We start from the raw sequence: 13,427 nt of genomic DNA, 5'->3' as shown, positions 1-13,427 counted from the left end.
CTGGACAAAAATAGAAAATACTTTATCCTTATCCAGCGCCATTGCCACAAACCTGGTGTTGGCGGCAGTTTGCCAATTCATTTCTAGTCAGAATTTTGAGGGTTGGTCTTGAATCATTTTATCCATGGGGCGGACGGCAGGTACATCTGCGGAAGGGACTGCGGCTGAATGTCGGAGCGGAGATGAGCTGTCAGGAAGTGGTTTGGTGTTCCGTGCGTTGGGAGTAATGTCCTTTCTTTTGTCCATGGGGCGGACGGCAGGTACATCTGCGGAAAGGACTGCGGCTGAATGTCGGAGCGGAGATGAGCTGTCAGAAAGTGGTTTGGTGTTCCGTGCGTTGGCCTGCATTCTTTTTTTCATCGGTCGTGTATGTCCTGGTTTTAATGGGACATACACTATGTTGGCGTCTGTTTGCTCACTAATCTTTTATCGCAAATTGACGCCAACGTTTGGGTTTGGGCAGTGGCGGGAATAGGAGCGCTAAAAAATGGAGCGTAGCGGAATGTTTAGCGCGACCTTCACGTCCTTGTCCACCGTTACCAAACGTACTGGCGAAGATAAAAACTTTATACATATAAAGCACCCCGCCATTGACCAAACCTGGTGTTGTGCACCGTGCGGTCTGTCGGACGTTATAAGTAAACAGAGTCTTTGTCTGCCGTTGCGAATTTTATTTTGAAGCTAAGTCAAAGTCGCCAGTTATAGACAGACTGTACGGTGTCAACACGTGCGCGCGGGAAAAAGCCGAAACTATCTGCGGAACGAACTTTTTCCACTGACTGCAAAACTGTCCGCGTAAACATGTCCTTTTTTGTTTCAATTCATCCTTGTCTACCGAAGCCGAAAATGTCTTGTAGGTGATAGTGATGTATTGAAACTTTGATGTCGAGCGTTAGCAGTGCGAACCAAAAACTTTATTGATTTGAAGTCTGCCGTTATTGTCTGCGAAGGCGAATAAGTCTCGTTAACGTTGTCACTAAATGCGAAGGACTTTTCTGTCCGACCGCATGGTGCACAACGTTTGTGTTTGCGCAGTGGTGCGGTTTCGAAGCCGCGTCCTGTCCCCGACACAAAACGTAGAACGAAGATAGCACTTTGAGTAACACGTCACCGCACCATTGAGCAAACATTTTGTTGTGGGTAGTGGCATCTTCACTCGCTTGATATTTTAAGAATTCTCACCGCACCTCTTGTCACGATTACAAAAACTATTGTCCCAATAATTAAGTCCGGCTTGTTAGAATTAAAAAAGTAAACCAGTCCACCGGCTAAAATTACTCCCATATTTATAATAACGTCATTTGACGTAAATATCATGCTCGCTTTCATGTGGGCCTCATTACTTTTTGTCCGTTGTAGCAGGTACAAACAAATTCCGTTGCCGATTAATGCAAAAATTGAAACAATAATCATTGTCGTAAAGTTGGGTGGACTGTCCACCGAAACAAAACGTCTGATAACTTCGATGAACCCAATAATTGCTAAAATCATTTGAAAGTATCCACTAAGTCGGGCTACATTTTTCTTTGCTTGGATTGCTCTTCCAACAGCGTACAAACTAAGTCCATAAACCAAAGCGTCTGCCAACATGTCCAAGCTGTCGGCTACAAGTCCCATTGATTTTGAAATAAGTCCCGTGATACTCTCTACTGCGAAGAGTCCAAAATTGATTAGTAAAACAGTCCAGAGTAATTGCCTTTCATTTATTTGGTTCTCAATCTTTATGTCGGTCGTTATTTTCTCTGTCCCAATTCTTTTTGAGTTCAGTTTTAAGTCGTCTATTGATTTCTCTATTTCGGTTGTCAGTCCGTTATGATAAACTGTCAGTCTACGCTTTTCTAAATCAAAGTCTAAGTTTTTAATGTTTGAGAAATTGTCCAGCTTCATCCTTATCAGTCTCTCCTCTGATGGGCAGTCCATTTTCGTTATCTCAAATGTCGTTTTGTCCATTACACTAAATTGTCCGATGCCATTACCCACAACGTTGGTGCATATTGTCGTGGCGGGTTTAGGAGCGCTTGTTAAGGCCGTGAGGCCGACAAGCGCGACCAGTTGTAAATTGTCCGCGTGACAAATGCACATAAAGATAACGGAAGTTATGAGGACACCGAGCCCCGCCATGCAATATGCACACTGTTGTGGGCTGGCACTTTATTGTACCACCTTAATGTATTCTAAAATTTCAGGCGTAATATATGCGCTTTGTCCCCTAACTGAAAATATCGACAATAGTCCTGTCTTTACAGCTTTGTCCTCCGAGTCAAATGTGCTTAACCCTCCAACTGCAGGTATGTGGGGCTGTAACCACCTTGTCCCAAATGTTGTTCGTTTGTCTTCAATGAAATATCCAAATCCTGGCTCGTAACCGTAGTCTTCACTCCTCACGATAGTAAGTGTAATGTCGGTCTTATTATAATTAGTTGCTCGAATTGTTATCTCATTTATTTCAATTGGCGTAATTTTAAAGTATCCACTTATTTCATTACAATTAAGTCTCAGTTGTCCTGATAGTGTCACAGGTTGAAAATCAGCTGCTATGTCACCTGTCAACTCGGTGCATGGTTTTAAAATTCCTTTCTCGTCAGTAATTATTTCAAATCCGTCAGTCGTCTCTACAACAAGTCCGAAAATGTTGTCAACCGTCTCGGTCTTTGTCCCGTCACACCCGCATTTCTCGACTTCAATGTCGGCCTCTTTTGAACAACCAAAAACTAACAAAGTCGTCCAGGTCATGATTGTCAGTCCTTTTTTCATGGTCTAATAGTTTTAAAAGTGCTTGCCCACAACGTTTGGGTTTGTGACGGCTTGCGGATAGGAGGGCTTAAAAATGCAGCGTAGCGGAATGTTAAGCCCGACCAGTCCAAGCAGTCTACCGTTACTAAACTAAGTAAAGAAACGAAAACTTCATAGCCACACATCACCCGCAAGCTGGCACAAACCTGTTGTTACCGCCAGTACGCGTCCACCGTTACTTTAATTTTAGACTTGTCTCAAGTCTGCCGTTAACTATTTGTGGACGCGTCTGGCTCCAACCTTGCCAAACGTTGTCTGTTGGGTCGTCTTTATAGGTCAAAACTGTCTGAAAAAATTTTTTAAGGCGATTTTTCAAAATATTCTTCACCAAACCTAAAAAAAATTCGCGCTTACGCGCGTTCTCTTTAGTCGCTCGGGGGGCGGGCTGTCTTGCGTTACTGATTTGTCTGCTGAAACTTTAACCAAGACTTTTGCACCAAGTCAAGCGTTACGTTATTGTCTACGAAAACGAGCAAGTCAAAAGTTAACCTGTGACGTTATTGTCTGCGGAAATGGGAAAGTCAAAAGTTGCCGTCATTATCTGCGGACGAGTCAGTTGTCTTTTGACTCTTTGATTTCTCTGTCCGCGTATTGGCGGTAACGTTTGTGTTTGCGCAGTGGTGGGCTTTTGAAAACGTATCTGTCCCACGTGACCAAACGTTGAACGAAGATAGAAACTTATAACTTACATCAAACCCCACCATTGCGCAAACATTTTGTTGGCGGTTCGTGCTTTCTTACCCGACTATTTTAATTGAACCCCAAGTCCCTTCGATAATTCAAATACATACTCCTTGTGTCCTTTAAGGTCAATGTTATCGTAGTAGTCCTGAATTAGCTGTTTACCTTTTTCTTTGTCGGTCTGCAAAACGATAAGTGCCACATCAAGTTTAGCTCGTCTTGCATGAGTTACGTCTGTCCCCCAAGTCCGGCAAATCTTTTCTCTGTTGTCAAAGGTGTCAAGCCAATTCAGTCCTTTGTTACTTAGTCCTTCAACAATTTCAGCTGCTGTTTCTTTGGTATTTGATGAGATTGTCCACCAAAAGTCCTGTCCCATTGTCAAGTGCGGAAGTCGTTCCCTGATTTGGCAATTGTATTCGTGGTAAAAGTCAGTTGGTTTATTATGAACGTCCAATTCGTAAAGCTCTTTAACTAATACTCCAAGGTTTACTGTAAACTTTCCGTAGTAATTCTCCCTAAGTCCGGGGATTACATACTTGTCACCGAATTCGTATCTGCCACTCTGTAAGTTTATCACTTGAAAAATACCATGCTCAGTCTGTCGGTTGAAAGTCCGTCCTTTCTTTTTAAAACCAAGTGGTTTTAGGAATGAAAAAACGTCTGCTTGAATCGAGTCCAAGTATTTTTTCATTTCTACCTTGTCCAGGATTTCAGTTTTCTTCTCAGTCCGTCTGTTCTTTATAAAATCAAAAAGTCCCACGTTAATCGAAGTCTAATTTGTCCAGAAAGCATGACCGCCAACGTTTGGGTTTGGGCAGTGGCGGGCTTAGGAGGCCTTAGCAATGGAGCATCGCGGAATGCTAAGGCCGACAAGGTCGTCACTGTCTACCGTGGGCAAACGTTGTAGCGAAGATAAAACTTTTTACAGACTGGTCACCCCGCCATTGACCAAACCTGGTGTTGTGCACTGTGCGCCTTAGTTCCTCCATTCAATATAATCTGTCGGTTCGTCCGCATCGTCCCACTTAATTGTCATCGAGTCCTTTGTCACTTTTAACACTCGTCCTTTTTGAATGAAGTCGTTGTAATAAATTGTCAAAGAGTCTTTATCGAGTATGTAGGGCATTCTGCCGTCTCCGTCATAGTCCACGATATAAAAATGTTCTTTTTTTATCCAAAAGTCAGCGTGAGGTCCGTCTGGGTCTAACGTCCATATTCTAAAAAGTAATGCGGTGTCAACTGTCGGATTATTAATTATTGTTTTCTCGGGTCGTTTAACATTATCAACGTTCTCCAAGTCGGTGTTATATTCTGAAACTGTGTAAACAGTCCTGCCATCTTTGCCTAAAAGTTCATTATATCCGTGCAGCGTGTCCACCGTGTCCGACTTAGCAGTCGTCTCTAATTCACACTCATTAGTCTCATAGTTCCATCGTCCACCACGGTCGAGGCAAGAGTCTACCTTCAAAAACTTGTCAACCTTGAAGTACCCAAAGGTCAAACCGGTCGTTGTCAAAAGTCCGATGATTAATATTTTAGTTGTCCGTTTACTCATCTGTCCTGGCGCATTGTGCACAACGTTTGGGTTTGGGCAGTGGCGGGCTTAGGAGGCCTTAGCAATGAAGCATCGCGGAATGCTAAGGCCGACTTGGTCGCCACAGTCTACCGTGGGCAAACGTTGTAGCGAAGATAATACTTTATACCTATACATCACCCCGCCATTGACCAAACCTGGTGTTGGCTGCTGGCTTTTTATTCTGCAATGCCAAAATAGTCTCTGATTTGTTGGGTTGTTAAATCAACCGTGGATACTACTTGTGGTCCTTTCGTCCGAGAAAAGAGAATTAAGTTCCATCCAGTCAAGCTGTCCCTTTTTAAATCAAAACCCCAAGTCCTGGATTCTCCCTTAAATCTCAATGAGTCCCCGTGAACTGTCGCCTTTTTTATCCCTAATGAGTCCAGCATTTCAATTGCCATTCCTTGATACCAATTGTTGTCATCAGCAATTATATAAAAGTCATCTTCACCGTATTCCTTTTTCATTTTGTTAATCTCTGCTTCGTCTGGATAGATTAGAACCGCACAGTCAAAATCGATTATCAAGTCAGACGGAATATTTGTCGTGTCTGAATTGTAAAATTCTTTGTATTCGTCTAGTGTCAGAGCGGAGTAGACTGGCTCGGAATGTAAACTATCCTCTTGGGAAGTCATACTGCTGTCCCTTTTCGAGCAGCTAAAAAGTCCAATGCTAATTATCAAAAAATATTTCAGTCGCATCTTGTCAAAAAAGCTTGCAGCCAACGTTTGGGTTTGTGCAGTGGCGCTGGACAAAAATAGAAAATACTTTATCCTTATCCAGCGCCATTGCCACAAACCTGGTGTTGGCGGCAGTTTGCCAATTCATTTCTAGTCAGAATTTTGAGGGTTGGTCTTGAATCATTTTATCCATGGGGCGGACGGCAGGTACATCTGCGGAAGGGACTGCGGCTGAATGTCGGAGCGGAGATGAGCTGTCAGGAAGTGGTTTGGTGTTCCGTGCGTTGGGAGTAATGTCCTTTCTTTTGTCCATGGGGCGGACGGCAGGTACATCTGCGGAAAGGACTGCGGCTGAATGTCGGAGCGGAGATGAGCTGTCAGAAAGTGGTTTGGTGTTCCGTGCGTTGGCCTGCATTCTTTTTTTCATCGGTCGTGTATGTCCTGGTTTTAATGGGACATACACTATGTTGGCGTCTGTTTGCTCACTAATCTTTTATCGCAAATTGACGCCAACGTTTTGGGTTTGTTTAGTGGCGGATAAATCCAACGGATTTGTCCGCCTACACGAATATAAATAAACTTGTTGACACTACGGGCGACTGTGTCGCCCGCCATTAAACAAACCCGGTGTTGGCGCCAGTTACTTGTCCAACTCCTTTTTAGTCAACTTAATTAATTCGTTTCTAAATTCATTAAATTCCTTGTCCGGAGTGACGTTATAGTAGTCAATTGAAGTCTCTTGTCCATTGTCATTTAGTACAAGTGTGTAGTAAATTCCACCAAGTTTAAAGTCAGCATCTAAAGTTTTAGACTCAGTCCATGTCCTTTGAAATTTGCTTTTTAGTCTTTTGAAGCTACTTGAGTCAACTTGAAGGTGATAAGATTTTATTTTTTGCGAGTCATTGAACCAACAGTCCCTTAAAACCGTCAGTTGTCCCTTTTCATTTATTTCGATTGATATGTCAATGGTTGGGTCGTAATAGAATCTGTATTTGATTGTCCTTATTGAAGTGTCATGTTGAAAGTCATTTGCTTGAAGTTTGTCAACACGTTTTTGTAGCCAGTACTCCGAATAGAACTTGTCCGCATTGAATAACCAAACTGTCCCACTGGTTATTAATACCATTAATACAAGTAAAAGAATTAGAAGTCCCTTTTTTAAATTCATGTCGGGTCAGTCAAGTAATTGGCGCCAACGTTTGGGTTTGTGACGGCTTGCTGATAGGAGGGCTTAAAAATGAAGCGTAGCGAAATGTTAAGCCTGACCAGTTGCAAACAGTCTACCGTTACGAAACTAAGTAAAGAAACGAAGACTTCATAGCCACAAATCACCCGCAAGCTGGCACAAACCTGTTGTTAGGCGCTGGGCGTTTCTGTCGACCGTTTATTTTACAAATCTTTGTCACGTAACGAAAGCATATTTGTTTAATGAGTCCGGTTTGCCAATTATATTTTAGGTCAGACTGAAACGTCCAGTGTCAACAACATTTATTTTTACTTAGTACCACTTTCTTTCATGTCCAATGTCAGTAATCCATGATTCAACAATCTCATAAGCTTCATTAAGACTGTCTTCCATGTCTTTTTTATTTACTTCTTTCTCCCATGTCTTTTTGTTCTTTAGTCTTAAAATTCTCTTGTCATTGTCGTCACTCCAGAACAAATGCAATTTAAAACTCGAGTTGCCTAATGGTACAATTGCTAATTCATATTTAGTCCCTTGATTATCAATTATTGGTATGTGTCTGACTTCTTCGTCTTTGTACTCCTTGTAAACAATTAGTCCGTACTTTTTTAACCAATTGTCCAGTGATTTATCAATTTCCTCAAATGAGCTTGTTGTCATGAAGTAAAAATGTTTCGTCAGTCGTCTTTCTGTCTAAACGCCTTGCGCCTAACGTTTGGGTTTATGACGGCTTGGGAATAGGAGTGTTTGTTAAATGCGCAGCATGACAAACACGACCTGACCAAATCGTCCACCGTTGTGACACTAAATTAAGAAAACGATTTACATTTTTACACAAAACCCCAAGCTGGCATAAACACGTTGTTAGGTGCTGGGCGGTTTCGTCAGACCGTTATATATTAAAGAGTCTATGTCTGCCGTTCAAAGTTGAATTGTCCAACGAGACTGTGTCAACTTACGTGTCCAAGGTCAGACGGAGCCGTCTAGCGTCAACAACTCAATTGTTAGTTATTTTATTGAATTCTCTTTTTGTTACCCACTTGTCCTTAACCTTCCAATATTGCAAAGTCGTGTCGTAAGTTATTTCAGAGTCCGACTTTTTGTATTTGAACTCTACGTACCAACATTCTCCAAGTGTCCCGTCACACTGATAGTCCGAGGTTTTTATTATTTCACAGTCCGGTTTTAACTCTTTAAATTCTTTCAGTGCAACTTCCTTGTCAAACGAGTAACAACTTGTCATCAAGCAGAAAAGTCCGAAGTAATAAGTCCAAGTTGTTCTTTTGTTCATTTCTTTTTTTGTCGTCCTACCGCCTTGCACCTAACGTTTGGGTTTGTGACGGCTTGCGGATAGGAGGGCTTAAAAATGCAGCGTAGCGGAATGTTAAGCCCGACCAGTCCAAGCAGTCTACCGTTACTAAACTAAGTAAAGAAACGAAAACTTCATAGCCACACATCACCCGCAAGCTGGCACAAACCTGTTGTTACCGCCAGTACGCGTCCACCGTTACTTTAATTTTAGACTTGTCTCAAGTCTGCCGTTAACTATTTGTGGACGCGTCTGGCTCCAACCTTGCCAAACGTTGTCTGTTGGGTCGTCTTTATAGGTCAAAACTGTCTGAAAAAATTTTTTAAGGCGATTTTTCAAAATATTCTTCACCAAACCTAAAAAAAATTCGCGCTTACGCGCGTTCTCTTTAGTCGCTCGGGGGGCGGGCTGTCTTGCGTTACTGATTTGTCTGCTGAAACTTTAACCAAGACTTTTGCACCAAGTCAAGCGTTACGTTATTGTCTACGAAAACGAGCAAGTCAAAAGTTAACCTGTGACGTTATTGTCTGCGGAAATGGGAAAGTCAAAAGTTGCCGTCATTATCTGCGGACGAGTCAGTTGTCTTTTGACTCTTTGATTTCTCTGTCCGCGTATTGGCGGTAACGTTTGGGTTTGGGCAGTGGCGGGAATAGGAGTGCTAAAAAATGGAGCGAAGCGGAATGTTTAGCGCGACCTTCACGTCACAGTCCCCCGTGGGCAAACGTTGTAGCGAAGATAAAAAATTATAGTTACACATCACCCCGCCATTGACCAAACCTGGTGTTGGCAACCGTGCTAGTCCTCACTCTCTATGTCCATTGGTCGCGAAATAAATAGATCGTCACCGTCTGGTTTAAAGTGCCCAAAATATATTGTCGTGTCCTTATTCATTATTGTCAGCCAAGAACCTCCATTTATTTGAAATTCAAATGTCCTGTCTTTTTGTCTTAATTGTCCTGTTATAGAGCAAGGTAAATGCTCAAATAAATGATGCCAGTCCGGTCCGCTTATTATCTCCGAGTCCTTTATTATTTGTTCAATGTGTTTGACCGTTAATGTCCAATTTTTACAAATTGTCGTGTCCGTCTCGGATGAGGGATAGTCGTTTGTTTTTTTATGATTTAGTATCTCAAATATGTCTGCGTGATTAAATTCAATCAAATTGTCTTCGGCAACCATGTCTCGTGACTTGTTGTAGTTGTCATCTTTTTGTTTTGAGATGTCACACGATACACAAGTCAAAATTATGGTCAGGTTAATCAGTTGTCTCATAGCATGGTTGCCAACGTTGGTGCATATTGTCGTGGCGGGTTTAGGAGCGCTTGTTAAGGCCGTGAGGCCGACAAGCGCGACCAGTTGTAAATTGTCCGCGTGACAAATGCACATAAAGATAACGGAAGTTATGAGGACACCGAGCCCCGCCATGCAATATGCACACTGTTGTGGGCTGGCACTTTATTGTACCACCTTAATGTATTCTAAAATTTCAGGCGTAATATATGCGCTTTGTCCCCTAACTGAAAATATCGACAATAGTCCTGTCTTTACAGCTTTGTCCTCCGAGTCAAATGTGCTTAACCCTCCAACTGCAGGTATGTGGGGCTGTAACCACCTTGTCCCAAATGTTGTTCGTTTGTCTTCAATGAAATATCCAAATCCTGGCTCGTAACCGTAGTCTTCACTCCTCACGATAGTAAGTGTAATGTCGGTCTTATTATAATTAGTTGCTCGAATTGTTATCTCATTTATTTCAATTGGCGTAATTTTAAAGTATCCACTTATTTCATTACAATTAAGTCTCAGTTGTCCTGATAGTGTCACAGGTTGAAAATCAGCTGCTATGTCACCTGTCAACTCGGTGCATGGTTTTAAAATTCCTTTCTCGTCAGTAATTATTTCAAATCCGTCAGTCGTCTCTACAACAAGTCCGAAAATGTTGTCAACCGTCTCGGTCTTTGTCCCGTCACACCCGCATTTCTCGACTTCAATGTCGGCCTCTTTTGAACAACCAAAAACTAACAAAGTCGTCCAGGTCATGATTGTCAGTCCTTTTTTCATGGTCTAATAGTTTTAAAAGTGCTTGCCCACAACGTTTGGGTTTGTGCAGTGGCGCTGGACAAAAATAGAAAATACTTTATCCTTATCCAGCGCCATTGCCACAAACCTGGTGTTGGCGGCAGTTTGCCAATTCATTTCTAGTCAGAATTTTGAGGGTTGGTCTTGAATCATTTTATCCATGGGGCGGACGGCAGGTACATCTGCGGAAGGGACTGCGGCTGAATGTCGGAGCGGAGATGAGCTGTCAGGAAGTGGTTTGGTGTTCCGTGCGTTGGGAGTAATGTCCTTTCTTTTGTCCATGGGGCGGACGGCAGGTACATCTGCGGAAAGGACTGCGGCTGAATGTCGGAGCGGAGATGAGCTGTCAGAAAGTGGTTTGGTGTTCCGTGCGTTGGCCTGCATTCTTTTTTTCATCGGTCGTGTATGTCCTGGTTTTAATGGGACATACACTATGTTGGCGTCTGTTTGCTCACTAATCTTTTATCGCAAATTGACGCCAACGTTTGGGTTTGTGCAGTGGCGCTGGACAAAAATAGAAAATACTTTATCCTTATCCAGCGCCATTGCCACAAACCTGGTGTTGGCGGCAGTTTGCCAATTCATTTCTAGTCAGAATTTTGAGGGTTGGTCTTGAATCATTTTATCCATGGGGCGGACGGCAGGTACATCTGCGGAAGGGACTGCGGCTGAATGTCGGAGCGGAGATGAGCTGTCAGGAAGTGGTTTGGTGTTCCGTGCGTTGGGAGTAATGTCCTTTCTTTTGTCCATGGGGCGGACGGCAGGTACATCTGCGGAAAGGACTGCGGCTGAATGTCGGAGCGGAGATGAGCTGTCAGAAAGTGGTTTGGTGTTCCGTGCGTTGGCCTGCATTCTTTTTTTCATCGGTCGTGTATGTCCTGGTTTTAATGGGACATACACTATGTTGGCGTCTGTTTGCTCACTAATCTTTTATCGCAAATTGACGCCAACGTTTGGGTTTGGGCAGTGGCGGGCTTAGGAGGCCTTAGCAATGAAGCATCGCGGAATGTTAAGGCCAACTAGGTCGTCACAGTCCACCGTGGGTAAACGTTGTAGCGAAGATAATATTTTATACTTACACATCACCCCGCCATTGACCAAACCTGTTGTTGTGGGTAGTTTTTTCAACTCGCTTTTAATACTTTGACTTGGTTTCCGAATATGTCAATGTAACCATCTTGTATAGTTATTATGATATGGCCGTCTTTAGTCGTAATCACGTCATTGTCGTAAGTCCATGTTCGTTCACTTGTGATTAGCGCAACCATTACGAAGCTTTTATTCTCTATTTTAGCTATATAGGTTTTTCTAAAATCTGTTATTACATGAAAAAGTTCTTGTTCAAAAATGAAACTTGCTAAAGCTAAAACTCCAATGCTATCTACCAGGGTCTCGGTCCCTTTCTTCGATTTTGATTCATCGTCCCCAGCGTAGCGAAATATCTTTTTCCCTTTTTTCTTTCTTGGCGGTGGCATTTGGAAGATGTCCATCGATTTAGGGTCAGAAATTTTAATTATCTCAGTAAAGCCACTCAAGTGAGCAAGGGAACTTGTTACAATGTAGTTGTCATCAATTTTGTTAACAGAGACAGGACATGTCGCCTCACAAGAATATTCTTTGCCATTTATTTTGTCCTTAAATCTTATCGTCCCTCCCCACTCTCCACTGCAAGTTTTGCTGACAGTGTAATCATTGTCCTCATAGAAACTAAGTTTATTTTTTTTTAATTTTTCAATTTCAGTCCTTTTACTGTCAGTTAATACGGTGTCGGTAACCTGAAAAAATGCTGCAATTTGTCCGCTAGAAATGAATGGTGTCAGTAAAGCGAAGGTTATGTAAATGGTTGTCCGCATGTCTTTAGAAAAAATTACCCACAATGTATGTGTTTGTGCAGTGGCGCTGAATCAAAAATAAAAAAATTAAATTAATTCAGCGCCATTGACACAAACATGGTGTTGTGTGCTGTTGGTGCAGCGGTCAACACTGAATTTAAAGTCAAGAAGTGTTTTTAAGTCCAAATTATGAACATATAGATGGGTCTATATGTCTGTTGTTTGGACGGTCAAAAGGGATTTTACGGCTCAATAATCGTCTAAGTAAGTCGTAAAAGCCGTAATTAACCGTTTGTAATCGGTTGCCATCTGGATGATGTCCTCGATAACGGCTAACTTCGTCCCCAAGTCCTTGGAACGGGGTCACCCGTTTGAAAGTGCGAACTTTCCACGGTCTCACCGCAAGGACTTGAATCGAAATCATACTGATTTCTCTACCGTCTTACTTTTAGAAAACTGAGCTGAAATATAAAATCCTCTTTTGTAAAAACACTTTTTATCATTTCAGCTGCACCAATTGCACACAACGTTTGGGTTTGGGCAGTGGCGGGCTTAGGAGGCCTTAGCAATGGAGCATCGCGGAATGCTAAGGCCGACAAAGTCGTCACTGTCCGCAGTGGGCAAACGTTGTAGCGAAGATAACACTTTATGTTTACACATCACCCCGCCATTGACCAAACCTGGTGTTGTACGCTGGCCGTTCTACTCAGTCCCAATTCCATTGACGTAATTGACAATCGCGGGATAATGAAATTTCCCGTCCTTAATTTCATTTTTAGTCCTTATTATTATGTCTTTGTACTTAAGTCTTTCGTTTTCATCCTTTAATTTGTCTCCAGTTATTGTCCTGTACAGAAACTCAAAATAGTCTTTGTGCTTATTGTCTGAAGGTTTTACAATTGATTCAACTGTCCTTAATTCCTTATTGTCTATTGTCCTTGGTTTAAGTGTTACGATGTCTCCGGGAATATATTGCGGAATTACTGAGGTGTCTTCAGGGTCAAAGTCGTCAAATTTCTTAATTATAAATTCGTTGTTGTTAAGTCGTTCCACATCTACAGGAACCCAAATGTCTGTTCCGTCAATCATGTGAATGTAAATCTTCTCTGTCATTTTATTTGAACGGCTTGCGTACAACGTTTGGGTTTGGGCAGTGGCGGGCTTAGGAGGCCTTAGCAATGGAGCATCGCGGAATGCTAAGGCCGACAAGGTCGTCACTGTCTACCGTGGGCAAACGTTGTAGCGAAGATAAAACTTTATTTTACACATCACCCCGCCATTGACCAAACCTGGT

General features: G+C 42.4%; 15 protein-coding genes. 4 read left to right on the top strand and 11 right to left on the bottom strand.

The genetic code is table 11. The features are described from left to right. The first annotated feature begins 124 nt into the window (after positions 1–124). On the top strand, positions 125–475 hold the full coding sequence (locus tag QY309_13095) for a hypothetical protein (GenBank protein ID WKZ58802.1): 351 nt from the start codon (positions 125–127) through the stop codon (positions 473–475). A 677-nt stretch (positions 476–1,152) separates the two neighbouring features. Here the strand turns inward: QY309_13095 and QY309_13090 are convergent. From QY309_13090 to QY309_13070, 5 genes are all read right to left on the bottom strand, one after another. Then, entirely contained in the window at positions 1,153–1,950 is a 798-nt protein-coding gene (locus QY309_13090) for a cation transporter (GenBank protein ID WKZ58801.1), read from the bottom strand. A gap of 201 nt (positions 1,951–2,151) precedes the next feature. Further along, positions 2,152–2,754, bottom strand: coding sequence for a hypothetical protein (locus QY309_13085; protein WKZ58800.1), 603 nt, complete (start codon positions 2,752–2,754; stop codon positions 2,152–2,154). 784 nt (positions 2,755–3,538) lie between these two features. After that, entirely contained in the window at positions 3,539–4,234 is a 696-nt protein-coding gene (locus QY309_13080; protein ID WKZ58799.1) for a DUF4304 domain-containing protein, read from the bottom strand. Between the two features lie 216 nt (positions 4,235–4,450). Beyond that, positions 4,451–4,990, bottom strand: coding sequence for a hypothetical protein (locus tag QY309_13075; protein WKZ58798.1), 540 nt, complete (start codon positions 4,988–4,990; stop codon positions 4,451–4,453). Positions 4,991–5,226: 236 nt separating this feature from the next. Next, complete coding sequence (locus QY309_13070) at positions 5,227–5,685, bottom strand: hypothetical protein (protein WKZ58797.1); 459 nt, start codon at positions 5,683–5,685, stop codon at positions 5,227–5,229. Positions 5,686–5,921: 236 nt separating this feature from the next. Here QY309_13070 and QY309_13065 point away from each other — a divergent pair, with 236 nt between their 5' ends. Beyond that, entirely contained in the window at positions 5,922–6,308 is a 387-nt protein-coding gene (locus QY309_13065) for a hypothetical protein (protein ID WKZ58796.1), read from the top strand. A 62-nt stretch (positions 6,309–6,370) separates the two neighbouring features. Here the strand turns inward: QY309_13065 and QY309_13060 are convergent, their stop codons facing one another. The 4 genes from QY309_13060 to QY309_13045 all read right to left on the bottom strand — a co-directional run bounded on the left by QY309_13060 (position 6,371) and on the right by QY309_13045 (position 10,418). Next, positions 6,371–6,898 carry a hypothetical protein gene (locus tag QY309_13060; GenBank protein ID WKZ58795.1) on the bottom strand — a complete coding sequence of 176 codons (528 nt, stop codon included), beginning with the start codon at positions 6,896–6,898 and terminating at the stop codon, positions 6,371–6,373. 330 nt (positions 6,899–7,228) lie between these two features. After that, on the bottom strand, positions 7,229–7,576 hold the full coding sequence (locus QY309_13055; protein ID WKZ58794.1) for a hypothetical protein: 348 nt from the start codon (positions 7,574–7,576) through the stop codon (positions 7,229–7,231). Between the two features lie 2,104 nt (positions 7,577–9,680). Then, positions 9,681–10,283, bottom strand: coding sequence for a hypothetical protein (locus tag QY309_13050; protein ID WKZ58793.1), 603 nt, complete (start codon positions 10,281–10,283; stop codon positions 9,681–9,683). 12 nt (positions 10,284–10,295) lie between these two features. Beyond that, a complete protein-coding gene (locus QY309_13045) occupies positions 10,296–10,418 on the bottom strand; it encodes a hypothetical protein (protein WKZ58792.1) in 123 nt (40 codons plus the stop codon). Positions 10,419–10,461: 43 nt separating this feature from the next. On the opposite strand from QY309_13045, the gene QY309_13040 reads away from it, so the two are divergent. Beyond that, entirely contained in the window at positions 10,462–10,917 is a 456-nt protein-coding gene (locus tag QY309_13040) for a hypothetical protein (GenBank protein ID WKZ58791.1), read from the top strand. 12 nt (positions 10,918–10,929) lie between these two features. Beyond that, positions 10,930–11,280, top strand: a complete 351-nt coding sequence (locus tag QY309_13035; GenBank protein WKZ58790.1) for a hypothetical protein — start codon at positions 10,930–10,932, stop codon at positions 11,278–11,280. A 145-nt stretch (positions 11,281–11,425) separates the two neighbouring features. Here the strand turns inward: QY309_13035 and QY309_13030 are convergent, their stop codons facing one another. Next, positions 11,426–12,154, bottom strand: coding sequence for a hypothetical protein (locus QY309_13030; GenBank protein ID WKZ58789.1), 729 nt, complete (start codon positions 12,152–12,154; stop codon positions 11,426–11,428). A 681-nt stretch (positions 12,155–12,835) separates the two neighbouring features. Further along, entirely contained in the window at positions 12,836–13,246 is a 411-nt protein-coding gene (locus QY309_13025) for a hypothetical protein (protein WKZ58788.1), read from the bottom strand. Positions 13,247–13,427: the final 181 nt, after the last annotated feature.

The organism is Cyclobacteriaceae bacterium, from assembly GCA_030584025.1.
Classification (GTDB): Bacteria; Bacteroidota; Bacteroidia; order Cytophagales; family Cyclobacteriaceae; genus UBA2336.
The sequence above is the reverse complement of the archived record's forward strand: the minus strand, read 5'-3'. Positions and strand labels throughout refer to the sequence as shown.

Bases quoted from the DNA above. Each gene is read 5' to 3' on its own strand.
- QY309_13095 (WKZ58802.1), top strand. From the start codon at position 125: ATGGGGCGGACGGCAGGTACATCTGCGGAAGGGACTGCGGCTGAATGT.
- QY309_13060 (WKZ58795.1), bottom strand. From the start codon at position 6,898: ATGAATTTAAAAAAGGGACTTCTAATTCTTTTACTTGTATTAATGGTA.
- QY309_13030 (WKZ58789.1), bottom strand. From the start codon at position 12,154: ATGCGGACAACCATTTACATAACCTTCGCTTTACTGACACCATTCATT.
- QY309_13090 (WKZ58801.1), bottom strand. From the start codon at position 1,950: ATGGACAAAACGACATTTGAGATAACGAAAATGGACTGCCCATCAGAG.
- QY309_13065 (WKZ58796.1), top strand. From the start codon at position 5,922: ATGGGGCGGACGGCAGGTACATCTGCGGAAGGGACTGCGGCTGAATGT.
- QY309_13070 (WKZ58797.1), bottom strand. From the start codon at position 5,685: ATGACTTCCCAAGAGGATAGTTTACATTCCGAGCCAGTCTACTCCGCT.
- QY309_13040 (WKZ58791.1), top strand. From the start codon at position 10,462: ATGGGGCGGACGGCAGGTACATCTGCGGAAGGGACTGCGGCTGAATGT.
- QY309_13050 (WKZ58793.1), bottom strand. From the start codon at position 10,283: ATGAAAAAAGGACTGACAATCATGACCTGGACGACTTTGTTAGTTTTT.
- QY309_13045 (WKZ58792.1), bottom strand. From the start codon at position 10,418: ATGAATTGGCAAACTGCCGCCAACACCAGGTTTGTGGCAATGGCGCTG.
- QY309_13025 (WKZ58788.1), bottom strand. From the start codon at position 13,246: ATGACAGAGAAGATTTACATTCACATGATTGACGGAACAGACATTTGG.
- QY309_13085 (WKZ58800.1), bottom strand. From the start codon at position 2,754: ATGAAAAAAGGACTGACAATCATGACCTGGACGACTTTGTTAGTTTTT.
- QY309_13035 (WKZ58790.1), top strand. From the start codon at position 10,930: ATGGGGCGGACGGCAGGTACATCTGCGGAAGGGACTGCGGCTGAATGT.
- QY309_13055 (WKZ58794.1), bottom strand. From the start codon at position 7,576: ATGACAACAAGCTCATTTGAGGAAATTGATAAATCACTGGACAATTGG.